At 39.8% G+C, this 23,672-nt stretch carries 28 protein-coding genes and 1 other annotated feature; of the genes, 4 read left to right on the forward strand and 24 right to left on the reverse strand.

The window, feature by feature from the left end:
* Positions 1–24: 24 nt before the first annotated feature.
* Entirely contained in the window at positions 25–927 is a 903-nt protein-coding gene (locus GYM71_RS07390; RefSeq protein ID WP_220219998.1) for a C39 family peptidase, read from the reverse strand.
* 190 nt (positions 928–1,117) lie between these two features.
* On the opposite strand from GYM71_RS07390, the gene GYM71_RS07395 reads away from it, so the two are divergent.
* The gene (locus tag GYM71_RS07395) at positions 1,118–1,516 is read left to right on the forward strand and encodes a hypothetical protein (protein ID WP_220219999.1); all 399 of its coding nucleotides are present in this window, start codon (positions 1,118–1,120) and stop codon (positions 1,514–1,516) included.
* Between the two features lie 69 nt (positions 1,517–1,585).
* Here GYM71_RS07395 and rplL read toward each other — a convergent pair whose 3' ends face one another.
* From rplL to cysS, 18 genes are all read right to left on the reverse strand, one after another.
* On the reverse strand, positions 1,586–1,951 hold the full coding sequence (rplL, locus tag GYM71_RS07400; RefSeq protein ID WP_103752459.1) for a 50S ribosomal protein L7/L12: 366 nt from the start codon (positions 1,949–1,951) through the stop codon (positions 1,586–1,588).
* 48 nt (positions 1,952–1,999) lie between these two features.
* Positions 2,000–2,509 carry a 50S ribosomal protein L10 gene (rplJ, locus tag GYM71_RS07405; protein ID WP_103752458.1) on the reverse strand — a complete coding sequence of 170 codons (510 nt, stop codon included), beginning with the start codon at positions 2,507–2,509 and terminating at the stop codon, positions 2,000–2,002.
* A 35-nt stretch (positions 2,510–2,544) separates the two neighbouring features.
* Positions 2,545–2,670: a sequence feature (ribosomal protein L10 leader region), on the reverse strand.
* Between the two features lie 33 nt (positions 2,671–2,703).
* Positions 2,704–3,450, reverse strand: a complete 747-nt coding sequence (phoU, locus tag GYM71_RS07410; RefSeq protein WP_220220000.1) for a phosphate signaling complex protein PhoU — start codon at positions 3,448–3,450, stop codon at positions 2,704–2,706.
* Between the two features lie 15 nt (positions 3,451–3,465).
* Entirely contained in the window at positions 3,466–4,221 is a 756-nt protein-coding gene (gene pstB, locus GYM71_RS07415) for a phosphate ABC transporter ATP-binding protein PstB (RefSeq protein WP_103752456.1), read from the reverse strand.
* A gap of 12 nt (positions 4,222–4,233) precedes the next feature.
* The gene (gene pstB, locus GYM71_RS07420; protein ID WP_103752455.1) at positions 4,234–5,034 is read right to left on the reverse strand and encodes a phosphate ABC transporter ATP-binding protein PstB; all 801 of its coding nucleotides are present in this window, start codon (positions 5,032–5,034) and stop codon (positions 4,234–4,236) included.
* Positions 5,035–5,045: 11 nt separating this feature from the next.
* Entirely contained in the window at positions 5,046–5,939 is an 894-nt protein-coding gene (pstA, locus tag GYM71_RS07425) for a phosphate ABC transporter permease PstA (protein ID WP_103752454.1), read from the reverse strand.
* A 7-nt stretch (positions 5,940–5,946) separates the two neighbouring features.
* Positions 5,947–6,939: a phosphate ABC transporter permease subunit PstC gene (pstC, locus tag GYM71_RS07430; RefSeq protein ID WP_103752453.1), complete on the reverse strand. Its 993-nt coding sequence runs from the start codon at positions 6,937–6,939 to the stop codon at positions 5,947–5,949.
* Between the two features lies 1 nt (position 6,940).
* Complete coding sequence (locus GYM71_RS07435) at positions 6,941–7,807, reverse strand: phosphate ABC transporter substrate-binding protein (protein ID WP_103752452.1); 867 nt, start codon at positions 7,805–7,807, stop codon at positions 6,941–6,943.
* A 137-nt stretch (positions 7,808–7,944) separates the two neighbouring features.
* A complete protein-coding gene (gene rplA, locus GYM71_RS07440; protein WP_103752451.1) occupies positions 7,945–8,637 on the reverse strand; it encodes a 50S ribosomal protein L1 in 693 nt (230 codons plus the stop codon).
* A 71-nt stretch (positions 8,638–8,708) separates the two neighbouring features.
* Positions 8,709–9,134, reverse strand: coding sequence for a 50S ribosomal protein L11 (gene rplK / locus GYM71_RS07445; RefSeq protein ID WP_034980336.1), 426 nt, complete (start codon positions 9,132–9,134; stop codon positions 8,709–8,711).
* Positions 9,135–9,260: 126 nt separating this feature from the next.
* Complete coding sequence (gene nusG, locus GYM71_RS07450; RefSeq protein WP_103752450.1) at positions 9,261–9,809, reverse strand: transcription termination/antitermination protein NusG; 549 nt, start codon at positions 9,807–9,809, stop codon at positions 9,261–9,263.
* Positions 9,810–9,910: 101 nt separating this feature from the next.
* Complete coding sequence (secE, locus tag GYM71_RS07455; RefSeq protein WP_103752449.1) at positions 9,911–10,081, reverse strand: preprotein translocase subunit SecE; 171 nt, start codon at positions 10,079–10,081, stop codon at positions 9,911–9,913.
* 6 nt (positions 10,082–10,087) lie between these two features.
* Positions 10,088–10,237 carry a 50S ribosomal protein L33 gene (gene rpmG / locus GYM71_RS07460; protein WP_103752448.1) on the reverse strand — a complete coding sequence of 50 codons (150 nt, stop codon included), beginning with the start codon at positions 10,235–10,237 and terminating at the stop codon, positions 10,088–10,090.
* 208 nt (positions 10,238–10,445) lie between these two features.
* Positions 10,446–10,661: a P8 family protein gene (locus tag GYM71_RS07465; protein WP_103752447.1), complete on the reverse strand. Its 216-nt coding sequence runs from the start codon at positions 10,659–10,661 to the stop codon at positions 10,446–10,448.
* A 72-nt stretch (positions 10,662–10,733) separates the two neighbouring features.
* A complete protein-coding gene (locus GYM71_RS07470; protein ID WP_220220001.1) occupies positions 10,734–11,288 on the reverse strand; it encodes an RNA polymerase sigma factor in 555 nt (184 codons plus the stop codon).
* A 221-nt stretch (positions 11,289–11,509) separates the two neighbouring features.
* The gene (rlmB, locus tag GYM71_RS07475; protein WP_220220002.1) at positions 11,510–12,265 is read right to left on the reverse strand and encodes a 23S rRNA (guanosine(2251)-2'-O)-methyltransferase RlmB; all 756 of its coding nucleotides are present in this window, start codon (positions 12,263–12,265) and stop codon (positions 11,510–11,512) included.
* Positions 12,252–12,695, reverse strand: coding sequence for a Mini-ribonuclease 3 (locus GYM71_RS07480; RefSeq protein WP_220220003.1), 444 nt, complete (start codon positions 12,693–12,695; stop codon positions 12,252–12,254). Before GYM71_RS07480 ends, rlmB begins: the two co-directional genes overlap by 14 nt.
* Positions 12,688–14,112 (reverse strand): cysteine--tRNA ligase, encoded by a 1,425-nt coding sequence (gene cysS / locus GYM71_RS07485; protein WP_220220004.1) that lies wholly within the window; start codon positions 14,110–14,112, stop codon positions 12,688–12,690. Before cysS ends, GYM71_RS07480 begins: the two co-directional genes overlap by 8 nt.
* Before the next feature lie 336 nt (positions 14,113–14,448).
* Here cysS and GYM71_RS07490 point away from each other — a divergent pair, with 336 nt between their 5' ends.
* Complete coding sequence (locus tag GYM71_RS07490; protein ID WP_220220005.1) at positions 14,449–15,279, forward strand: SDR family oxidoreductase; 831 nt, start codon at positions 14,449–14,451, stop codon at positions 15,277–15,279.
* Between the two features lie 78 nt (positions 15,280–15,357).
* On the opposite strand, the gene gltX is transcribed toward GYM71_RS07490, so the two are convergent.
* From gltX to GYM71_RS07505, 3 genes are all read right to left on the reverse strand, one after another.
* Positions 15,358–16,857: a glutamate--tRNA ligase gene (gene gltX, locus GYM71_RS07495; RefSeq protein WP_103752441.1), complete on the reverse strand. Its 1,500-nt coding sequence runs from the start codon at positions 16,855–16,857 to the stop codon at positions 15,358–15,360.
* Between the two features lie 75 nt (positions 16,858–16,932).
* Positions 16,933–18,309 (reverse strand): DNA repair protein RadA, encoded by a 1,377-nt coding sequence (radA, locus tag GYM71_RS07500; protein WP_220220006.1) that lies wholly within the window; start codon positions 18,307–18,309, stop codon positions 16,933–16,935.
* Positions 18,309–18,857, reverse strand: a complete 549-nt coding sequence (locus GYM71_RS07505) for a dCTP deaminase/dUTPase family protein (protein ID WP_220220007.1) — start codon at positions 18,855–18,857, stop codon at positions 18,309–18,311. The genes radA and GYM71_RS07505 overlap by 1 nt, the downstream gene beginning before the upstream one ends.
* Before the next feature lie 251 nt (positions 18,858–19,108).
* Here GYM71_RS07505 and GYM71_RS07510 point away from each other — a divergent pair, with 251 nt between their 5' ends.
* Positions 19,109–19,411 (forward strand): hypothetical protein, encoded by a 303-nt coding sequence (locus tag GYM71_RS07510; protein WP_220220008.1) that lies wholly within the window; start codon positions 19,109–19,111, stop codon positions 19,409–19,411.
* Positions 19,412–19,530: 119 nt separating this feature from the next.
* Positions 19,531–20,877 (forward strand): aminopeptidase C, encoded by a 1,347-nt coding sequence (gene pepC, locus GYM71_RS07515; protein ID WP_220220009.1) that lies wholly within the window; start codon positions 19,531–19,533, stop codon positions 20,875–20,877.
* 69 nt (positions 20,878–20,946) lie between these two features.
* Here the strand turns inward: pepC and galT are convergent, their stop codons facing one another.
* Both galT and GYM71_RS07525 read right to left on the reverse strand, forming a co-directional pair.
* Complete coding sequence (galT, locus tag GYM71_RS07520; protein ID WP_220220010.1) at positions 20,947–22,425, reverse strand: UDP-glucose--hexose-1-phosphate uridylyltransferase; 1,479 nt, start codon at positions 22,423–22,425, stop codon at positions 20,947–20,949.
* 8 nt (positions 22,426–22,433) lie between these two features.
* Entirely contained in the window at positions 22,434–23,603 is a 1,170-nt protein-coding gene (locus tag GYM71_RS07525) for a galactokinase (protein WP_220220011.1), read from the reverse strand.
* Positions 23,604–23,672: the final 69 nt, after the last annotated feature.

Genomic DNA, 23,672 nt, shown 5'->3' on the forward strand with positions numbered 1-23,672 from the left:
ATTAAGTATTTATAAGCTATGGTTTTAATAACTTAATGCCCGATAACCATCACCACGCCAATGTTTAATAAAATTACTTGTATTAATTGATGCTTTTTTTCCAGTCCATGGATCATTGTAATAAAGTCGTTTCTTATAATATCCAGTTAACGTTAATGCGTGATTGGAAAAACCATCAATGCCACTAACCCAAACGACGACTAAATGTGAGCGCAAAAGCTTATTCTTTATTGCTGTTAAACTTGCCCCAGTCATTACTTTTGTCGTTCCAAGATATTTTTTAACAACTCCTTTAATACCATTAGGCGCTACCCAATATCCTGCTGGATATTTTTTATATGGTGAGCCGATAAACCCCTTATTTGGATTACTGCTTCTCGGTGTTAAATTGGCAACTTCAGTTTTCGAAACAGGAACACCTGCAAAATTAAGCATCATTGTAACAGCCGTCATTTCACATCCAGTTGGTAATTGTGGTCTCTGCGATATCGCAGCTGCCTTGTTTTTTACACCAATAATTTTGCCGTTTTTAATCAAATATTGGGTTTTAGGTGTTGCAATAGACGTCTCGCTTCTTTTGCCATCATCTAAATAATAACTGTAACTTGCTTTATGTGGTGTCTTTCTTACACCACTCAAGCGCTGACCGTTTTTATTGAACAAATAATATGAATTACCGATTTTAATTTGTCCAGTTACCTTTTTGCCATCTTGATAATAAGATGTTGCACCATTTTCCGTTACCCAGCCTTCTAAAGTTTTAGATGACTTTGAACTTAAATTAGCTTGATTTTTTTCTGTTTTATTAGCAACTACTTGCGTTTTTGGCGCCTGAGGCTCATTTGTTGCGGCACATACAGAGTTAGCCGTACCAAACTCAAACGCCGTAATTGCTGTTAATAATAGTAGCCAAAATCCTTTTTTCATTTGTTTACGCTTTCTATTTATCTAAATTACTTACATTATAAAGCATGACCAATAGTAATTGTAGCTATGTAAATAAAAAACGTAATTTAGTCTGTTACTAAAATTAATTTATTTGCTCTATTATTTATTGTTATTTATAAACATTAGTTATACACTTTTAAATAAATACTTTTTAAGGAGAAATATTAGGATGAAAACAACTATTGATGATATACATATATACGTAAATATAGATTCATTACCTCACATCATTTTGCTTGTACTGATTGTGCTAGTTCTTATTGTTTTTATCGGCTTTATTATTGATCATAATACAACCTATGATGACAGCAAATTATTTAGAAAAATTAAAAAAAGGACTGGTGCTAATACAATTGGTGGTGGACAAGAATATTACCTTAGATACTGGGTATGGCAAAGAAAAAAGAGAATAGCAATAATCAATCTGCTATCTTCAATGACAAGAGACCGATTTTATTATCCTGATAAAGCTTGGCGAAAGGCTGGACTAGTTAAGTTTCCAGGTCGAAGAGAATGTTGGATTAATGCATCTGATTTACGTCCAGACTATTTTAATAATAATTATTAATACAAAAAACGCGCATCTGCAATTCGCAGATACGCGTCTTTTTATTTAGCTTGTCCAGTTGGACCGTAACTATTTCAAAGTTACTGAAGCACCAACTTCTTCAAGCTTAGATTTAATGTCGTTAGCTTCGTCTTCAGAAACGCCTTCCTTAACGTTCTTAGGAGCGCCATCAACAAGATCCTTTGAGTCCTTAAGGCCAAGTCCAGTGATGTCACGAACAACCTTAATAACCTTAACCTTTTCTTGACCAGCTTCAGTCAATTCTACATCGTAGCTTGACTTAGCAGCTGCGTCACCACCAGCAGCACCTGCAGCAGCAACTGGAGCAGCAGCAGAAACGCCAAATTCGTCTTCAATAGCCTTTACAAGGTCATTTAATTCAAGAATTGAAGCATTCTTTAAGTCTTCAATAATCTTTTCAGTATCTAAAGCCATATTTATATATCCTCCGAAATATTTTTATTAGATATAAATTACTATATTTTATTCAGCAGATTCATCTTTTGAATCAGCAACAGCTTTAACAGCGTATGCGACGTTGCGTACAGGAGCTTGTAATACAGAAACAAGCATTGATAGCAAGCCTTCGCGTCCAGGAATAGCAGCAAGAGACTTAATGTCTTCTTTAGAAGTCAACTTGCCTTCTAGCATACCACCCTTAATGTCGATTACATCAAAATCATCTTCATATTTTGAAACAATACGAGCTGGTTCTGTGATGTCATCAGCATTATCAGTATAAACAACAGCAGTAGGGCCAACAAAAGCGTCATCAAGACCTTCAATGCCAGCCTTAGCAGCAGCACGTCTTAAGTATGTGTTCTTAACAACCTTCATCTTAACGTCGTTTTCACGAAGTTCCTTACGCATGTTAGTAACTTCTTCAACAGTCAAACCAAGGTAATTAATTACTAAGATAGCTTTTGCAGATTTAAGTTCTTCAGCAAATGCGTCAACGAACTTTTCTTTTTCAGCAATAGCAGCTTTACTCAATCGAATTCACCTCCATAAAATTCATTAATAAATTCCATAAGGCCTAAAAAACTCCATGCCAAGCAAGACATGGAGCATTAAAAATCTTCATTATCTTCCGGCCTCGGCGGGAAATTAAGGCGTTGTGCCACCCGAGTCTTAGGTAGAATTTACTTTATTAACTATAACAGGATTAATATTTAATTGCAAGACAATTATTCCTTTTTAGTCTTGCTATTTTTCTTAGTCGTTGCTTTAGCCTTAGCAGTTTTTGTCCTTTTTTTCGCTTGTGTTTTTTTCTTATCAGCACTAATTAGTTCAAAAAGTTCACCGGATGATTTGTAAATAACCCAACTTGCTAAGTTGACAATGTGATCGCTAATCCGCTCTAACAATCTAATAATGACAAAGTAACTGGCTGAAGCGACGGCAACATTTGGATCTTGCTCAACACCATCAATAATCATTTGCCGGGCTTTGCGGTAATCTTGGTAAACATCTTCATGTCCATTAAGCATTGACCGAGCAGTGTTTTCATCATCTTGAACATAGGCAGTCAAAACTTGAATTAACATTGTCCGAACTTGATGAGTCATGCCAGAAATGATTTTTTCAACTTCGGAAATCCGCGGGTTACCTTTAACGCGAACAGTTTCAACCGCAATACTATTGGCATTTTCACCGATTCTTTCCAAATCAGTTGTGGCCTTTAAAATACTAATTACAACGCGAAAATCTGTAGCGACAGGTTGTTGTAATGCCATTAGGTCGAGTGCTTTTTTCTCAATCTTAATTGCTTCTTTGGCCACAACCTTATCTTCTTCAATCATTTCCTGCGCCATCTTTTTATCGTGATCGACGAATGACCGGGTTCCCTGGTCAATTAAATCATTAACTTGGACACCCATTTCCATAAATTGCGTGTTTAGCTTTTTCAGTTCGTCTAAAAATATTTCGTGCATAATCCACCTCCATAATTAGCCAAAACGGCCGTTAAGATAATTACTAGTTATTTCCTTTTCTGGTGCCAGGAACATCTGCTCAGTTGTACCAGATTCAATTAATTCACCATTCATCAAAAATGCAACTTGATCAGATACCCGACTGGCTTGCTGCAAATTGTGCGTAACCATGATAAAGGTATATTTTTTCTTTAACCCCATCAAGGTTTCCTCAATTTCTGAGCTAGAAATTGGGTCTAGTGCCGAAGTAGGCTCATCGAGTAAAACCACTTCTGGTCTTACCGCTAAAGCCCGCGCAATACAGATTCTCTGCTGCTGTCCACCAGAAAATGCAAGAGCATTTCGTTGCAAGCTGTCTTTGGTTTCCTCCCAAATGGCTGCTTGTTTCAAGCTTTCTTCTACTCGCTGTTCAATCAGCTCTTTGTCTTTGACGCCAGCGACACGCAAGCCATAAGCAACATTATCAAACACCGAAAACGGAAACGGTGTTGGTTGTTGAAAAACCATGCCTACTTTTTTTCTTAAAGCCACTAAATCCAAATGAGTTCGATAAATATCTTGCCCTTCCAGCAAAATTTTGCCAGTGATCTTAATATTTTCAATATCATCATTCATCCGGTTCAAGCACCGTAAAAAAGTTGACTTACCACAACCTGATGGGCCAATCAGTGCCGTCAGTTTCTTAGTTGGAAAAGCAAGCGTAATTCCGTGCAATGCTTCAAAATCGCCGTAACTTAATTTAACGTTCTCGGCTTCCATGATATTTGTCATTTTACCGCTCCTTTAGCCAAAACTACCCTGAATATACTTCTCAGTGATCTCGCCTTGCGGATTAGTGAAAATGTTAGTAGTCGTATCGTATTCCAGTGCATGTCCCAAATGGAAAAACGCGGTATACTCACTAATTCTAGAAGCTTGCTGCATATTATGCGTAACCATCACCATTGTGTATTTTTTCCGCAACTGCTTTAACGTATCTTCAAGCTTAGCAGTTGAGACCGGATCAAGCGCACTTGCTGGCTCATCTAAAAGCAAAATTTCTGGTTTTAACGCAATTGCACGTGCGATACAAAGTCGCTGCTGCTGTCCGCCTGACAAAGCTAAGGCACTTTTATCCAATTTGTCTTTAACTTCGTCCCATAAAGCAGCAGCCCGCAAACTTTCTTCAACTATCTGGTCTAACTTCTGCTTGTCCTGTTGGCCATTTGCTTTTAAAGCGTAAACAATATTCTCCCGAATTGATTTCGGGAATGGATTTGGTTTTTGGAAAACCATCCCGATTGCCTTACGTAATTCATAAACATTAATCTTTTTCTGGTTAACATCAAGATCATGAAACATAATCTTACCGTCTACCCGAGCAACCCGATCATTCATCCGGTTCAGAGAACGTAAAAATGTTGATTTACCAGAGCCCGAGGCACCAATTAAAGCAGTAATGGTATTTTTCTTAAATCCAAGACTAACATCAAACAACTTTTGAATTGTACCACCATAAAAGACACTTAAGTCCTCTGTGTACACGGCACAATCTTCTTCAGGAAAAGTCTTAATGTAAGTCTTTTGCGTTTGCCAATTTTCCATAAAAAATTCCCTTATTTAATTTTAGCGGCTGTTAACCGATTATAGAGCCAATTACCAAGAGCCCGTGCGCCAAAATTAAAAATAATTACAACAATTACGAGCAAAGCCGAAGTGGCGGCTGAAACAACATTAACGTCGGGAATAATTCCTTCCGTATTAACCTTCCAAATATGAACAGCCAGAGTTTCAGCAGGACGCATTACGTTTAAAAAACTGGTTGGACTGAACATATTCCAATTAGAATAATCAACCGTTGAACCACTTTGACCTGCCGTATAAATTAGGGCAGCCGCTTCACCGAAGACACGACCAGCACTAAGAATTACACCAGTAATAATCCCTGGAAGAGCAGCAGGTAGAACAACTCCACGAATTGTTTTCCAATTAGACAACCCCAGTGCCCAGCCAGCTTCGCGCTGCGTTTGTGGCACACCTTTTATGGCTTCTTCAATGTTGCTAGTTAAAATAGGTAAATTGAAAAAAGTTAGTGCCAAGGCACCAGCAATAATTGAAAAGCCTAAGCCAAATTGAACTACAAACAGTAAATAACCAAATAACCCAACAACAATTGAAGGCAGTGAGCTCAAGATTTCAATTGTTGTTCTGATTAGTTGCGTTAACCAGTTATCAGCTGCATATTCGGCCAGGTAAATTGCTGCCCCCAAAGCAATGGGAAGAGAAATTATTAGCGTCAGCAATAACAAATATAGTGAATTAAATAATTGGTCTCTAATCCCACCGCCTGCTTCAAACGATGAAGAAACGGAAGTTAAAAAGTGCCACGATAGGTGCGGAACACCAGAAATTAAAATATTTCCGATAATACCGGCCAAAAGTAAGATTACGATGCCTACTAAAAAGTAAATTACACAAGTAGCAATCCGATCATTTCTTTTTGAATTCATAATGCCACTAACTCTTCTTTCCAATTAAGTGTACTAAAAAGTTGAACACTAACGACATAATCAAAAGCAGCAATGCCAGTGACCACAAAGCATTATTAGGTAAAGTGCCCATAACGGTATTACCCATTTGACTAGTCAGCTGACTGGTTAAAGTGGCAGCTGGGCTGACCAGGTTATATGGCATTAACACGGCATTTCCGATTGCCATTTGAACTGCTAAAGCTTCACCGAAGGCCCGTGCCATTCCAAAAATAATCGCTGTCATAATTCGTGCGCGAGCAGCCCTTAAAACAACGTGAAAAATGGTTTGCCATTGGGTTGCACCAAGTGCAGCGGATGATTTGCGCAATTCTTTTGGCACTGCCTTAAAGGCATCAACAGTTAATGACGTAATCGTTGGTAAAACCATTACGAATAAGATTAATGTTGCCGTTAAAATACCAAATCCAGTTCCACCAAAAATTGTCCGAATAGCTGGTACGACCACGGTTAATCCCAAGAAACCATAAACAACTGATGGAATTCCAACTAGTAATTCCATTACGGACTGAAGAAAGTTAGCCTTTTTACCAGATTCATATTCTGTCATAAATAAAGCAACGGCAATTGCAAAAGGCGTCGCAATTATTGCTGCCAGTAAAGTTACTGCAAATGAAGTAACAATCATTGCTGCCGCACCCACGTGCTCAGGACCGGCACTAGGATTCCAATCCGAAGAAAATAAAAAGTGGAAGATATTTACTTTATCTGTAAAGAAAGTGGCAAGACCATGCATTCCAACAAAGCCGATAATTGCCACAATCAAGACTCCGATTAAGACGATTGCCAAAGCGGTCAAGCCTTTGCCCCAGCGCTCCTGCCTAGTTTCTTTGGACGGCTTAGTCAAACGCGCAATATCGATATTACGGGGATTAATGCCCTTAATCTTAACATGAGGAACTTTTTGCTGAGCAATCGCTTGTTCAACAACCTCTTGCAAATCTTGTTCTTTTTTAGCCATATTAATTACCTAATTTCGTAATTTTATTTTGACTATCACGATAAACTTTCATTTCATGAATACTAAGATAGCCAATCTTTGGAACCAAATCTTTTTGGACCTTTTTGCTCAATACATATTTAATAAAGGCAGCCGTTGCTTTGTTAGGCTCTCCTTTAGTGTACATATGCTCATACGACCATAATGGCCATTTGTTAGTAGGAATGTTCTTATTAACTGGCTGTACATGGTTAATGCTAATTTTTTGAATGTTTTCATCATTAGCATACGGGAAGGAAATATAAGAGATGGTTCCCGGCGTCGAATTGACGATTTTCTTAACCGTACCGTTAGAATCCTGTTCTTGTGAATTAATGGCATCCTTGCCCTTTAAAATCAAATCTTCAAAGGTAGTTCTAGTACCACTACCACGAGAACGGTTGATGACAATGATTGGCAGATTTTTACCGCCAACCTGGCGCCAGTTTTTAATCTTACCGGTAAAGATATCTGCTAATTGCTGGTTGGTTAAATTTTTAACCCCTACACCCTTATTAGCAATAGGTACAATCCCAACGATTGCAACTTGATAGTCCTTCAGTTTCTTTTCGTCGATTCCCTTTTGCGTTTCAGCAAAAACATCCGACGTACCAACCTGGACGGCTCCCGCTTGTACTTGACTAAGTCCGGTACCAGAGCCACCACCTTGGACAACAATATTACTGTCAAGATGGGCTAAATGATAGTCATTGCCAGCTTGCTCAATTAACGGCTGCAAAGCACTTGAGCCTACGATTGTGATTTTTTGGCGGTTTTGACTGCAACCAACTAAAAAAAGCGGCACAAACAAAAGGATTGCCAGCAATTTGCCCACATTATTTTTACGCATGATAATTCCCTCAATTAGACAATTGGATTATGCTTTAGTTTAACAAATCTTTTGCAATTGATAAATAATAAACATCAAAAAGTCGATAAAAAAAGCAACTCGCCTAAACGGCAGAGTTGCTCTTTAATTGTTATTTATTAGTCCAAGTTTAATGGATCAAGCTTGATCCCTGGGCCAAAGGTTGCAGCAACTGCAACACTCTTAATGTATTGACCCTTAGCTGCTGATGGACGTGCACGTAAAATAACGTCACGAAGTGCATCAAAGTTTTCAATTAATTGTTCATCAGTAAATGAAACCTTACCGATAGCAGCATGAATAGCAGCTTGACGGTCAACACGGTATTCAACCTGACCAGCCTTAACATTCTTAACGGCCTTTTCAATGTCCATTGTAACAGTACCAGTCTTAGGGTTTGGCATCAAACCTTTAGGTCCTAATACACGACCCAAACGACCAACTTTAGCCATCATTGTTGGTGTTGCAACAACAACGTCAAAGTCTAAGTAACCATTTTGAACTTTTTCAACTAATTCGTCTGAACCAACTTCGTCAGCACCGGCAGCCTTAGCTTCTTCAGCTTGTGCACCTTCAGCAAAGACAATAACCTTTTGGGTCTTACCAGTACCGTTTGGCAAAACAATTGAGCCACGGATTTGTTGGTCAGCTTGCTTAGGATCAACGCTCAAGTTGTAAGAAACTTCAACTGATGCGTCAAAGCCAGCATATGAAGTTTCTTTAACAAGCTTCATTGCTTCAGCAACTGAATATAATTTCTTTGAATCTACTTTTTTAGCAGCTTCTACATATTTTTTACCATGCTTTGGCATGTGATTTCCTCCTTAATATGTGGTCAAGCGAGCCAATGGCTCTCCCACCTAAATTGTTATAAATAACAGGATTAGTCTTCGACTTCGATACCCATGCTTCTAGCAGTACCTTCGATCATCCGCATAGCAGCTTCGACATCAGCAGCGTTAAGGTCCTTCATCTTAGTTTCAGCGATTTCCTTAACTTGATCCTTGGTTACCTTACCAACTTTCTTGGTATTAGGTTCACCAGAAGCCTTGTCAATTTTAGCAGCTTGCTTCAGAAGTACTGGAGCTGGTGGAGTCTTAGTAACGAATTCGAATGAACGATCTTCGTAAACTGTAATGACTACAGGAATAATCATGCCTTTTTGGTCAGCAGTTCTAGCATTGAAGTCCTTAGTAAAACCAACAATGTTAATACCTGCTTGACCCAAAGCAGGACCAACTGGAGGTGCGGGTGTTGCAGCACCAGCTGGTATTTGTAATTTGACAACGTTAATAACTTTTTTTGCCACGGTCAAAACCTCCTTGATTCCGTGCGTGGTTAGAATGGAAAAGTTACCTACTTTTCCTCCCACAATAATAAAAGTACCTTAATATGGTACCATCGATTAATTAGATTTGCAATATCCGACGAAATTTTAGCTAATTTTCTTTACTTGATCGTAATCAAGTTCTGTAGTGGTTGCCCGACCAAACATATCAACAGAAACAAACAACTTATACTTATCTGGTTGAATTTCCGTGATTTTACCTTCAACACCATTAAAGGCGCCGTCAATAATTGTCACAGTTTCACCAACTTCATAGTCAATTTGTGGCCGTTTAGCTGGCTCACCTTGTTGACGCAATAAGCGGTTAACTTCTTCATCTAATAGCGGCGAAGGCTTGGAACCACCACCATGTGAACCAACAAAGCCAGTTACATTAGGTGTATTACGAACAACAAACCAGCTTTCATCGGTCATAACCATTTCAACTAAAACGTAACCAGGAAAGATTTTTTCTTCGACTTCTTTTTTCTTGTCGTTAACTTTCTCGATTTTCTCTTGTTCAGGAACCATTACCCGAAAAATGTAATCTTGCATCCCCATGCTTTGAGCACGAGATAAGAGGTCAGATTTAACCTTGTCTTCATAGCCTGAATAAGTGTGAAGTACAAACCATTGCTTTTTAGTTGTTTCAACCATTACATAAATTCTCCTTTTAAATTTGGCAAACAAAAAAACCTCCAAGTAAGAGGTTCTTCTTAATTAACTTCATTATATCACGAATAGAAAATCATTGCTATTTACATAAACATCTGCGTCAAAATACTGAACAAGTAGTCCAGTAATCCAAGGAATAAAGCGAATAAGACAGAGGTAGTAATTACAATGCCTGTATCATGACGGTTTTGCTTAGCACTTGGCCAAGTGACTAACCGCATTTCATGTCCTACACTCTTAAAAAACTTAATCATTAATCTTTACCTCGTTTCCTTATGCACCGTCATTTTACCGCAATGCTTACAGAATTTCTTTAATTCAAGCCGCTGGGTGCGATTCTTGCTTGCGGTGATTGAGTAGTTACGCGAGCCGCAAATGCTGCAGGCTAATGATGCTTTTTTCACTGCCATAATCTCACTTCCAAACTATTGTATTTTAACAAAAAAAGGTAATGTACGCAATTAAGTACAAAATAAAATTAAATAATTAACTAGCCATTTAGTCAAGATATCTGCTTTTAATGCAATTAAACAAAAACAGTTGCCCATCATCGGACAACTGCTTTTAAGTGGTCAAACAAAGCGTGACCACTGGTCGTAGAACATTGTATAGTCGGATTTACTTCTTAAGATTTTCATTTACGAAGGATTCGATTTTATCGTCAGAATAATCGAGAAACGGAAGCATTTCTTCTTCCGTCTTCATGGTATCTCTACCATTCTTTTCCATGAAGTAGTCCCAAAGGGCATCTCTAACTGGAATATCTGAATCACTCCAGTCAAAAACTTCTTTCATGTGACGATCTAACAATGCAGTCTTTATTTCTTCTGCCATCTTAATCTACCTCCTAAAATTATTCTACATTAAAGATTATATCCTATTTCCAAAGCCATAGCTATTAAAATATTATTTTAATAGGCTTGCGCGCATTTTTCTAATCAAGCGCGAACGCGCCCGAACTAAGGTAAGCTGACTTACTTTTAGATAATTGATTACCTCTTCTTGCCGATAAACGCCAAGAATAATTAATAAAGTCCATATTTCTAACAACGAGAGATTACTAATGGCTTCCTCTACGCTTTCAGATAATGGCACACAAGAAACTAAAACTGCTGGACGGCGGACAGGCTTCAGCCCATTGGTAATTGCCGTTTCCAGTGAAATTGCTTGTGTCGAAGCTCGTCTACGATATGCCATGTGATAACGTAAGACAGAACGAATACGGTTAAGCAGACGAACTTTATAATAACTGCCGAATGTCCCTTTTCCTTCTTGATATTTTAGTGCTGCTTCGTGACACACAATCAAGGCTTCCTGGTTCCAATCTTGTTCATCATAATAACGAACATAATATTGCTGCTTAACATGGTTTATTAATGGGCGATATAAATTGTAGAGTTCTGGTAATGCATCTTGGTCTCCCGCTTTGATTTTTCTAATTAAAATTGCTTCCTGTCTCATTTTACTTGCTCAACCTTCATTTTGATTCTATTTTCAGAGCATTTAGTTATGCCCAGGTTCAAGAATAGAAAAAAATGGTCATAAACTTGACAGAACCTATGTTTATTTCGCACGAGCAAGTTGAAATGTCGAAAAGGCGTATTGCAAAAAAATCATTCTGTCACTTGCTAAGTGAAAATAAGCAAAAAAACATTCTACTATCTCAGTAGAATGTTTTTTAATTAATTAAGTGGATTACGACTATTGAGCATCTGGTAGAGCAGCACACCGGTTGCGACACTGGCATTGAGCGACTGGACGTGACCGACCATTGGCAAAGTTAACATTTGATCCATCTGTTCTTTAAGCAGACGCGAAATTCCTTTACCCTCATTTCCGATGACAAGCACGGTCTTACCGTTACTGTCCCACCGACGATAATCCGTTCCCTTCATATCTGTTCCAAAAAGCCAATAACCATGTTTTTTTAGCATTTGACTTGTCTGAACCAAGTTATTAACGCGAGCAACTGGCACGTGATCAATTGCCCCAGTTGAAGTCTTAGCTACAACCGAAGTTAACCCGGTCGCATGCCGTTTAGGAATGATGATAGCGTCAACTCCGGTAGCGTCGGCTGTCCGTAAAATTGAGCCCAAATTATGCGGATCTTCAATTGAATCGAGCATTAACAGAAACGGCTCTTTTTCGTCACGATCGAATTGAGCAAGCAAATCATCCAAAGCGGCGTATTCAAAGCTAGCAACAGTTAGAACCAAACCTTGGTGATTGCCGCCTTGAACCAACCGATCAAGTTTATTTTTAGGGACTGTTTGGACAATAATGCCCTTCTTTTTCGCTAACCCAAATACTTCATTAGCAAAACTTTCCTGGACTCCCTGCTGTAAAAACACCTTATTAATGCGGTCAGCGTCTTGCGTTTTGAGAAAATCAAGCCCCGCATGCTTACCAAAAACAAAATCTTTATCATTTGAAGTCATACTGATCAATGCCACCTTCCTCTACTGTCTTAATGCACCATGCATTCAATTCGGTAATGCGGTCCGTTTTATTCAATAATTCCAAGTAGCCCCAAACTGCTTCAAAACCAGTGGACAATTGGTATGTGGCTAAACTGGTATTTTTGGCTTTAGTATACGTTTTCGAATTGCGTCCTCGCTTAAACGTGGCAATTTCATCGCTACTAAGTAAATTTTCATCTTGCAGTTTTGTAATTAATGCCGCCTGAGCTTTCGCAGAAACATAGTGCGTTGCCTGCCGTTGTAAAACCTGCGGTTTAACAATTCCACCTTTAATTAGGTGCTGGCGGATTGCAATTTCATAAACTGCATCCCCTAAATAAGCCAGTGTTTGGCCATTTAACGTATCCGGATTCACAGCACTTTCGACTAACTTCTTTACTTTATTCACGTATCCACCTTGTTCCTTGTGGGGTGTCCTCCACTGTAATTCCCATTTCTTTTAATTGCGCACGCAATTGGTCGCTTTTAGCCCAATCCTTATTTTTCCGCGCTTGTTCGCGTTCTTTAATCAACGCGGCAATCTCATCTTCATCTTCAGCAGCAGTTGTTGCGGTTAACTGTGTCGTTTCAATACCAAAAACTGCCAGCCAATCATGCAGCAATTGTTTTACTTCTTTTAAAGCCTCTTTATCAGCATTTTCCGCAGCAATATTAGCATTAACAACTGGCAATAAATCATAAATTGCAGCTAGCGCATTTTGCACGTTAAAATCGTCATCCATAGCCGTGATGAATGCCATTTTCGTTTTCTTAATTGCTTCTTCTAAAGCAGCTGCCTGAACACTGCTCGTCTGATCGCTAAGTCGGTATTCCAAGTTATTCAGTGTGTTTTTGAAGCGTTGCAAAATAATTTCGGCTTGCTGCAGGTTTTCCTTAGAATAATTGATTTGACGGCGATATTGCACGCTAGCCATCAAGAAGCGCAGAACTTGCGGGTCAACTGTTTTCAGCAAATCATGCACCGTCACAAAATTATGCAGCGATTTCGACATTTTTTCTGCTTCTGCGCCAACAGTTACAAACCCATTATGCATCCAATAATGAACAAATTTTTTGCCAGTTGCGGCTTCACTTTGTGCGATTTCATTTTCATGGTGCGGAAATTCTAAATCTTGCCCACCGCCATGAATATCGATTGTCTCGCCTAAGTACTTTGTAGCCATCACGGAACACTCAATGTGCCAACCAGGGCGGCCTTTGCCCCAAGGCGAATTCCACGCAATTTCATCTGGCTGCTTCTGCTTTTTCCATAATGCAAAATCGATTGGATCCTGCTTTCTTTTTTGTTCCTCTTCGTTGATGTGCTCGGAGGCACCCTCTTCCAGTTCAGCGATATTCTGACTGCTTAATTCACCGTAATGCGCAAATTTTTTAGCATGATAATAAACATCCCCATCGGCCTCATAGGCATAACCTTGAGCAATCAGTTGCTTAATAAAATTGATAATTGCCGTTATTTCATGAGTGGCACGCGGATTTTTGGTTGCTGGCTCAATATTTAAGGCTGCAGTATCTTCTTGATAAGCTTTAATGTACCGCTCTGCTAATTCAGGCACCGTGGTCTTTTCGCGCCGTGCTTCATTAATCATCTTGTCGTCCACATCGGTAAAGTTAGAAACAAAGTTAACGTGATAACCCCGAAATTCAAAATAGCGTCTGATAGTGTCAAATGCAATGGCACTACGGGCGTTCCCAATATGAATGTAGTTGTAGACAGTGGGGCCACAGACATACATCGTAATTTGTCCAGGGCGAATCGGCTGAAATTCTTCTTTTGTTTTGGTCAGAGTATTATAAATTTTCACGATGGCCAGCTTGCCTTTCTAAAAAACATTTATCTTCATTTTAACAGAAAGTGACGCATATTCTAGCATGGACTATGAGAAAATAGCGGATTGTGCCTGTCCAGCTTGGCTTTTTTACCTTCAAAAAACACGTGGTAACCATAAAGTGGCGCACTGCACACAAATTTGATGATGGCCCTCCTCCTTTTACCAACCTATTTTTTGCTAAATTAGACAAATGGTTCTTGCCTTCGAGTATGGTATAAGTCATAAAATGAAAAATAATCAAATTATTAAAGATCTTAAACTAACAGTAGCACTTCACATGCTACGCAGTGAATATTTGAAGGAGTTAAGATGGAAAAACAAGTAATGCTAGTTGTTGGTGCAGGGCAAATCAGTCTTGCGATTGCACGAAGATTAGGGGCTGATTATCAAATTATTGTTGGTGACAAGAACTTAGAACATGCCCAAAAGTTCGAACAGACTTTAACAGAAGCCGGCTTTAATGCTAAAGCAAGCGAAATGGATTTAGCATCACGAGATTCAATCAAAGAAACCATTAAACTTGCTACGACCTTTGGTGAAATAAAAGCTTTAGTTAATGGTGCCGGATTATCACCAAGTCAGGCCAAGACCGAAGATATTTTAAAAGTTGACTTGTACGGCACAGCGGTCCTACTTGAGGAAGTGGGCAAAGTTATTGCGAAAGGCGGTGTTGGGATTACTATTTCTAGTCAATCTGGTCACCGTCTTCACGCCTTAACAACTGAGCAAGATCGTCAACTCGCTACCACTCCAACCAGTAAATTATTGCAATTGCCAATCCTGCAACCAGAAAACATCGCCGATACGCTCCAAGCATACCAGTTAGCAAAAAGGTGTAATGAAAAAAGAGTGATGGCAGAAGCAATCAACTGGGCTAAAAGAGGAGCACGACTGAATGCAATTGCTCCCGGAATCATCGTAACACCTCTTGCTCTAGATGAATTTAACGGCATCAGGGGCGACTTTTACCGAAAAATGTTTGCCCAGTCCCCTGCTGGACGTCCAGGAACTGCGGATGAAGTAGCGAATGTAGCGGAGTTGTTAATGACACAGCAAGGTGCATTTATTACCGGCTCAACTTTTCTAATTGATGGCGGAGCTACGGCAAATTACTTTTATGGCCAGCAAGCTGACAATTAATTACAGTCCAAAGCCAAATTACCGCTAAAAAGCAAAAACACACCACCTCGTTTCGAGATGATGTGCTTTTTATTTCTATTATAAGCCGTTTTCGCTCATTTGCTTCAAGGTTAAGTCCAAGTGCTGCATCACTCTTTGCTTACCTAAAAGTTCCATTGCTTCACCAATGCCAGGGCCAACCATTGATCTAGTGGTTGCAATTCTGATTGGCATAAACAGTCTTCTACCCTTAATGCCCGTTTCTTGACGTGTTGCTTGAACAGCATTCATGATTTGGGGAGAAGTAAACCGTGGAATCAGATCAACTTGCTTCTTAAATTCTTCGATTACAGGTCTAGCTTCGTCTTTGCGAATTTCATCGATTTCTTCTTCACTCAAGTTCTTCGGTGCATCAAAGAAAATTTTGGCCAAATCAACAATTTGCTTAGTGTATGACATTTGCACTGAGTAAATATTTACCAGTTGCCGAACCCATTCCATCTTTTCTGGATTTGGATCTTGTTCAACTAGCCCGGCTTCTTGCAAGTTATTCAAAGCCAAATCAAGCAAGGTGTCACGATCGGCCTTCTTAATGTATTGGTTATTAATCCACTCAAGCTTCTTTTGGTCAAAAGCAGCAGGAGAATTTGATAACCGAGCTGGGTCAAATTGTTTAATCAATTCACGTTGAGTAAAAATCTCATTTTCGCCCACAGGTGACCAACCAAGAAGGGTAATAAAGTTAAACATGGCATCTGGCAAATAGCCCATATCACGGTATTGCTCAATAAATTGCAAAACTGATTCGTCACGCTTGGAAAGCTTCTTACCAGTCTCAGAATTGATAATCAATGTCATGTGACCAAATTTTGGTGGTTCCCAGCCAAGCGCTTCATAAACTGCTAATTGCTTTGGCGTGTTGGAAACATGGTCATCCCCACGCAGCACGTGAGTAATTTCCATCAAGTGATCGTCAATAACAACTGCAAAGTTATAAGTTGGCATACCATCACGTTTTTGAATAACAAAATCGCCACCGATCGTGTCTGATTCAAAACTCAAATGGCCCTTAACAATATCTTCCCAGGAATAAGTTTCCATTTCAGGAATGTGAATCCGAACAACTGGCTTCAAGCCCTTGGCCTTAGCTTCTTCTTGCTTTTGCGCAATTTCGTCAGCTGTCAGGCCCTCATATTCATAGGTGTAGTGCGGTGCAATCCCCATTGCGCGCTGCTCTTCACGTTGCTCTTCAAGCTCTTCTTCAGTTTTATATGAATAATAAGCTTTACCTTCATCAATTAATTGCTTGATGTACTTATTGTAAATATCTTTACGTTCTGATTGCCGGTAAGGACCAAAGTCACCGCCCTTATCAGGACCTTCATCCCAATCAATTCCAAGCCAGCGAAGGTTATCCATCTGAGACTCAGAACCACCTTCAACGTTCCGCTTTTGGTCGGTATCTTCAATTCTTAATACAAAAGTACCTTTATTATGGCGCGCAAATAGATAATTAAATAATGCAGTACGCGCGTTACCGATATGCAAATGTCCCGTTGGACTTGGGGCATATCTTACCCGAATTTTTTGTTTTGCCAAAATTCATGCCTCTTTCAAAAAGTAAATCTCAATAAACTAAGTTTAACGGTTGAACCATAAAAGTTCAATGGTTGCTTATCCTAAAACCAATTTCAATGCCTGCGGGATGCTAGCCACTGGTATCACTTCAATGCCAAGGTTCTGCAGACTAGCCCGCATGTTGTGTTTAGGAATAAAAATGCGCTTAAAACCTGTTTTAGCAGCTTCTTTAATGCGGGCATCGATTTGATTGACCCGACGCACCTCACCGGTTAAACCAACTTCACCAACAAAACAATCTGTCGGTAAAATTTCTTCATTTTTATAGCTGGAAGCAATTGCCATTACTACTGCTAAGTCGACAGCCGGTTCATTTAACCGAATACCACCAGTAGCTGTTAAGTAGACATCCTGGTTTTGGAGCATTAAATTGCCCCTTTTTTCTAGCACCGCTAATAATAAGCCCGCGCGGTTAAAGTCAATTCCAGAAGTTGTTCTTTTCGCATAGCCAAAGGCTGTTGGTGTAACCAGTGCCTGAATTTCAGCTAATATTGGGCGAGTACCTTCTAGTGATACGACAATGGCCGAACCGGTTGAATTTGGCAAGCGCTCATCAAGAAAGATTGCTGACGGGTTGGTTACTTCTTGCAGCCCCTTATTGACCATTTCAAACATCCCGATTTCATTGGCAGCACCAAAACGATTTTTAACCGAATGGAGAATTCGGTACGCATGATGCTCATCGCCTTCAAAATACAGAACCGTGTCAACCATGTGCTCAAGAATCTTGGGACCCGCAATGGCACCTTCTTTAGTAACGTGCCCGATCACAAAAACCGTAATCGCATCCATTTTCGCGATTTTCATTAATTCACTGGTCACTTCACGTACCTGCGAGGCCGAACCGGTCATTGAATCAAGACTAGGCTCGTTCATCGTTTGAATCGAGTCGATTACGACAAAATCGGGTTTAAGGGTGTCAATCTGTTGCCTAATATCCTCCATATCAGTTTCTGGATAAAGCATCATCTCATTACCACTAAGACCCAACCGGTCTGCGCGCAATTTGATCTGATTAGCAGATTCCTCACCGGATACGTATAAAACCCGGTAGGTTGCGGACAATTCACTCATGATTTGTAACATTAAAGTTGATTTCCCGATTCCGGGATCTCCACCGATTAAGACCAATGAGCCTGGTACTATTCCACCACCTAAAACACGGTTTAATTCATCCATGCTCGTTTTGATCCGCTCTTCTTTTTCAGCCTTAACAGCGGTAATCTTAACTGGTTCATTAATCCCAGTTTTCTTAATTAACCGGCTCGGACTGCCCTTAGTGGAACGAGCTTGGACTGTTTCAGTCTCTTTTTCAAACTGATTCCAAGCACCGCAATTAGGACAGCGGCCCAAATAACTGGCAGAAATATAACCACAGGAATGACATTTGTACTTAGTTTTAATCTTCGCCATTAGTCCTCCTTGTTTGTTGAACCAAATCCGTTTGCTCTAATCCGGCTAACTGGAAGGTCATCATCAGCTTTTTGGTATTTCATAAAAATCCCTTGGGCAATCCGGTCGCCTTTATGAATCTTAATCGGCCTAACCCCATAATTAATGAGCTGTGCAAAAATTTCGCCTTCGTTAGCTTCATTATTATAATAATCAGAATCAATTACACCAATGCCATTAGGCAAACTCAAGCTACGCTTGAAAGTATTCGATGAGCGGTTTGCCAGCAGCAAAAACTCGTCTTCTGGCATGTAAGCTTTGACCCCAGTCGGAATAAGAAATGGTTTTAAAACCTGCTCCGCCATTTCATAATCTGGTTCATATAATTGGTGCCCGTTTCTAATTAAACGAAAAATCCGCACAAAATTCAGCCGCCAAATGCTGGGAATCACCATGTCTTTAGCCGCCGCAAAATCATACCCAGCGCTCGCAATTGTCTGCCGCCTAGGCAAAATAATATTTTGATCTTGATACTTAGATACAACTTCAAAGCCACGTAATTTAGTCATTTTATCTCCTTTAAATCAACAAGAACTATTTTACCTTAATCGCAATGATTTATCCTTAATTTGCGTAAGTTCAAAGAATTTATTAACTTATTTTTTAAAAAGTGGTACCTAGCTATTTTAAACAATCCGTTAGTTACTCTTTACCTACCTAGTTGAGGCTGTCCACCTAAACTTTTTGCTTTATTTTAATGCAGATATTCTATAATAAGATACGCAAAAAAAATATGGTTGTTTTTTTAAAAGGAAAATTTATGTTTAATGTTAATAACCCGCACCAATTCTTTCAAACCGATGATGATAACGGCGTTATGGTATGTCGCTGGACGATGGACAAAATCAAGCGCAAAGATGGCAAAGTCTGGTTAATGAACCACTTTTTTATCAATCCTAGTGCAAATAAAGCTGAAGTCTTAAATCAAGAAATGCGCATCGTAATGCTTGTTGCCCAAGAATCCAACTTGAAAATCTGGCCACTTGATCCTTTAATCATCGCATATTTTGCTGAGCATCCCGCATTTGACCAAATTTGGTATCACCGGCCTTGTGCTAATTAATTAATGCAAGAAAAATTAAGTTGAACAAGCCAAAACTGTGCACTTTTTACTAATCTTAATTAGACTACTCTACTTAGTTAAGCTAAAATGGTAGTTATTAACTTAAGGAGGAATATATAATGACTAAAGAAATTACCAATGACGCTATTGCCAATTACACCGCTGATTTGGCTAAGCATCCTAGTTTTAATATTGCCAGTCATGCTGCCCAAGAAAACGGCATCTACAAGGCAAGTCAAAACCTGCAATCAAAGATTGATTTAAACCCAACTTTTTCTGTAGAAATTGAAACTGGTAAGCCAGCTGATCAAAAGCAATCCGGTCGTTGCTGGATGTTCTCTGCCTTGAACACCATGCGCCACCCATTACAAAAGGAATATAAAGTTAAGGACTTTGAATTATCGCAGAACTACACCAACTTCTGGGATAAGTTCGAAAAATCCAACTGGTTCTTTGAAAATGTGATTGCTTCAGCTGATAAGCCACTTGGTGACCGTAAAGTTAGCTTTTTGTTCACTACCCCACAACAAGATGGTGGTCAATGGGACATGCTATGCGGTTTAATTGAAAAATATGGAATTGTGCCAAAATCTGTTTATCCAGAAACTGCTAACGCAACAAACTCTAGCGCTTTGAATGACACTTTAAACACTTTATTGCGTAAAGATGGGTTAGAACTGCGCGATTTAGTTAACAGTGGCAAGTCCGAAGATGAAGTTGAAGCACGCAAGAACGAATTCTTAAACGATGTTTTCCGGATCTTAGCAATTTCACTTGGCGTTCCACCAAAGAAATTTGACTTTGAATACAAAGATGACGATGGCAACTACCACCGTGAAGCTGGAATTACACCAAAAGAATTCTTTGATAAATACGTTGGCATGAACCTGGAAGACTACGTTTCAATTATCAACTCACCTACAGACGATAAGCCATACCACAAGGTCTTTTCTGTTGAATACCTGGGCAATGTTGTTGGCGGCAGACAAGTTCGTCACCTTAACTTAACCATTAACGAAATGAAAGACCTAATCATCAAGCAATTAAAAGCTGGTGAAGTTGTTTGGTTTGGTTCAAATGTTGGTAAGGATTCCGAAAGACAACTCGGTTTACTCGACACTAACATTTACAAGCGCGATGAATTGTTCGACGTTGATTTCTCAATGACTAAGGCCGAAAGACTTGATTCTACTGAAAGCATGATGGATCATGCTATGGTCATTACGGGTGTCGACTTGGTTGACGACAAGCCAACTAAGTGGAAAATCGAAAATTCATGGGGTGAAAAGCCAGGATTTAAGGGTTACTTCGTTATGAGCGACTCATGGTTTGACTCCTTCGTTTACCAAGCTGTTATCAACAAGAAATTCTTGCCAGATGACATGAAGAAAGAATTTGACGATGGTGCTAAGAACCCAATTCAACTTCTTCCTTGGGACCCAATGGGTGCTTTAGCTTTTAAGTAAAATAATTGGTTAAAAAAATGCGTTACTGCAATTAGTAACGCATTTTTTATTTACCGTAAAAAGCTTAATTCATGCTAAGCCAACCTCATTAACAAAACGCATAAATGCGGCCTGCCCAGCAGGTGTTTGCTTAAAAACACCTGCATCTTCTAAAACGCGAGCAAAAACTTGGCCTAATTCATCTTGCAATATCTGGTTTACGTTAGCAGCCTGAATTGGCTGCCGTTCTTTAATTTCTTGGGCCCACTGCAGGTGAATCTGCTTAATAGCATTAGGCTGACCTAAAAGATATTTCTTAACCTCGTTCATCTCTGGTACTAGGCGCGGTGGCAAAATCGCTAGTCCTAATACTTCAATTAAACCAATATTTTCTTTTTTGATGTGCTGCACATCGGGATGCGGATGAAAAATCCCAGCCGGAAAAGCGGCTGAAGTTTGGTTATCACGTAAAACGAGGTCAAGGACATAATCACTGCCCTCTTTACGCGCAATCGGGGTAATAGTGTGGTGCTTTTCGCCGGCACTGACGGCACGCACATTAACTGTTTCATCCGAATATGTTCGCCAAGCAGTAAGAATTTTGGCAGCTAAAGAAACCAGTGCTTCCTTGTCTATGCCGCGCAATCGAATCACCGACATGGGCCACTTAACTAGTCCAGCTTTGACGGTAGGAAAGCCAGCAAACTGCAATTTAGTCGTAATTGGAGCCTCATCCATAGGAAAACGGTGCTTGCCGCCTTGATAATGCTCATGTGACAATATCGAACCGCCCACAATCGGCAAATCGGCATTGCTCCCGACAAAATATCCGGGAAACTGATCAACAATTGTCAATAAGTTATTAAAAGTTGATCGCGCAATTGTCATCGGTTCATGTTTGGCTGAAAGAAAAATACAGTGTTCGTTAAAATATGCATACGGTGAATACTGGAAGCCCCATAATTCATCATTAAGCTTAAAGCGAATAACGCGGTGATTTCTGCGCGCCGGATAATCCGCACGGCCCTCATAACCCTCATTTTCCAGACATAATTGACATAACGGGTACCCAGTTGATTGTGTTTTAGCCGCTTGCGCAATCTTCTTCGGATCCTTTTCAGGCTTGGCCAAATTAATGGTAATCTCTAACTTGCCATACTTACTGGGCGTAACAAAATAGCTATTTTTAGCAATTGCTCGCGTCTTAATATAGTCGCAGCGTTTGCTCAGTTCGTAAAAATTGTTAATGGCTTTACTGGCAGATTTTTGGTAAGTCTGCCAGAAGCGCTTGTTAACGACGCTAGGTCGTGGTGTAAGCAAAGCCATTAGATCGGCGCCAATAATTGCCCGTTCAGCGCTATCGCCTTTACAATTACCATTTGCCTGTGCAATTTGAACTAATTCATCTTTTAAATCGAGCAAGTCACGTTTGCTAGTTACCGCGCTGACAGCAGAATCGCCCACCATACTTAAAATTTGATTCCGCAAATATATTCGATCTAAGTCAGTATAATCGCTATTGGCAATTACCTGCGTAATAAATGCTTCAACTAGCTTTTGTTCAGCCATTTTTTATCCTATTCATGTAAAATCTTGGTGCCATCAGAGGTGGCAGCTAAATAAAATGATGGTGCATAACCAATTTGGTGTTGGTAGACCGCTGCCACATTTTCCTGAAAGGCTGTCACTTGCTCCTTAGCTACGAGTGCAATCGCACAACCACCAAAACCAGCTCCCGTCATACGCGCACCTAACACGCCAGGCTGCTTCCAGGCAGTGTGAACCAGCGTATCCAGTTCCTTGCCAGTAACTTCGTAATCATATTCGAGTGAAAGATGCGAAGCATTCATTAACCGGCCGAATTGAGCTAAATTGCCTTTTTGCAAAGCCTTTTCTGCTGCCAGTGTCCGCTGATTTTCCCATACAGCATGTCGGCACCGCTTTAACAGCATTTCATTAGGTAGCAAATAACCGTATTCATCAAGTAAATGACCGGTAAGTTCCCCCAAGGCTCTGATATTAAGCTCTGTTTGGAGTATTTTTAATCCTTCTTCACTTTCCTTACGCCGCTCATTATATTTGGAATCCGACAATTCCCGCCTCTTGTTAGTATTCATGATAACGATTAAATTGTTATTTAACTTTAAGGGCACCATTTTATAATGCAATTTACCAGTATCAAGCAAGATAGCCTGATCACGCTGGCCCATTGCCACGGCAAACTGATCCATGATACCTGAATTAACCCCGATAAAATTATTTTCGGTTTTTACCCCAAGCTTGACCAGTTCTAACCGGTCAATGGTTAAATTAAACTGATCCTTCATTATGAGACCAATTAACATTTCCAGCGCTGCCGACGAAGAAAGACCGGCACCATCAGGGATGTTGCCACTAATGTAAATGTTTAATCCGTGATCAAAGTGTGCACCACTTTTAAGCAAATAATGCATCATCCCCTTGGCATAATTAACCCAGGAATCTTTTTTGACGTATTTTAGCTGTGCCAAATCGACCGTTACAATACCGGTTTTAGCAAAATTAGCCGAATAAAAGTTAAACTGTTGATCTGTTCGCGGACTAACTGCGCCATAGATGCCTAACGAAATCGCACACGGAAAAACATGACCGCCATTGTAATCAGTATGCTCGCCAATCAAATTAATGCGCCCAGGAGAAAAATAGCAGCCTGAGGGTTGGTCATGATAAATATTGGCAAAATCTTGTTTTAATTCTTCAAGTTTCATTGCTACCGCCTTCGCCAAATAATAAAGCGTTATCATTTTTACATTCTAATTATACGGTTTTCCGTTGAG

The organism is Lactobacillus panisapium (genome assembly GCF_019469265.1).
Lineage (GTDB): Bacteria > Bacillota > Bacilli > Lactobacillales > Lactobacillaceae > Lactobacillus > Lactobacillus panisapium.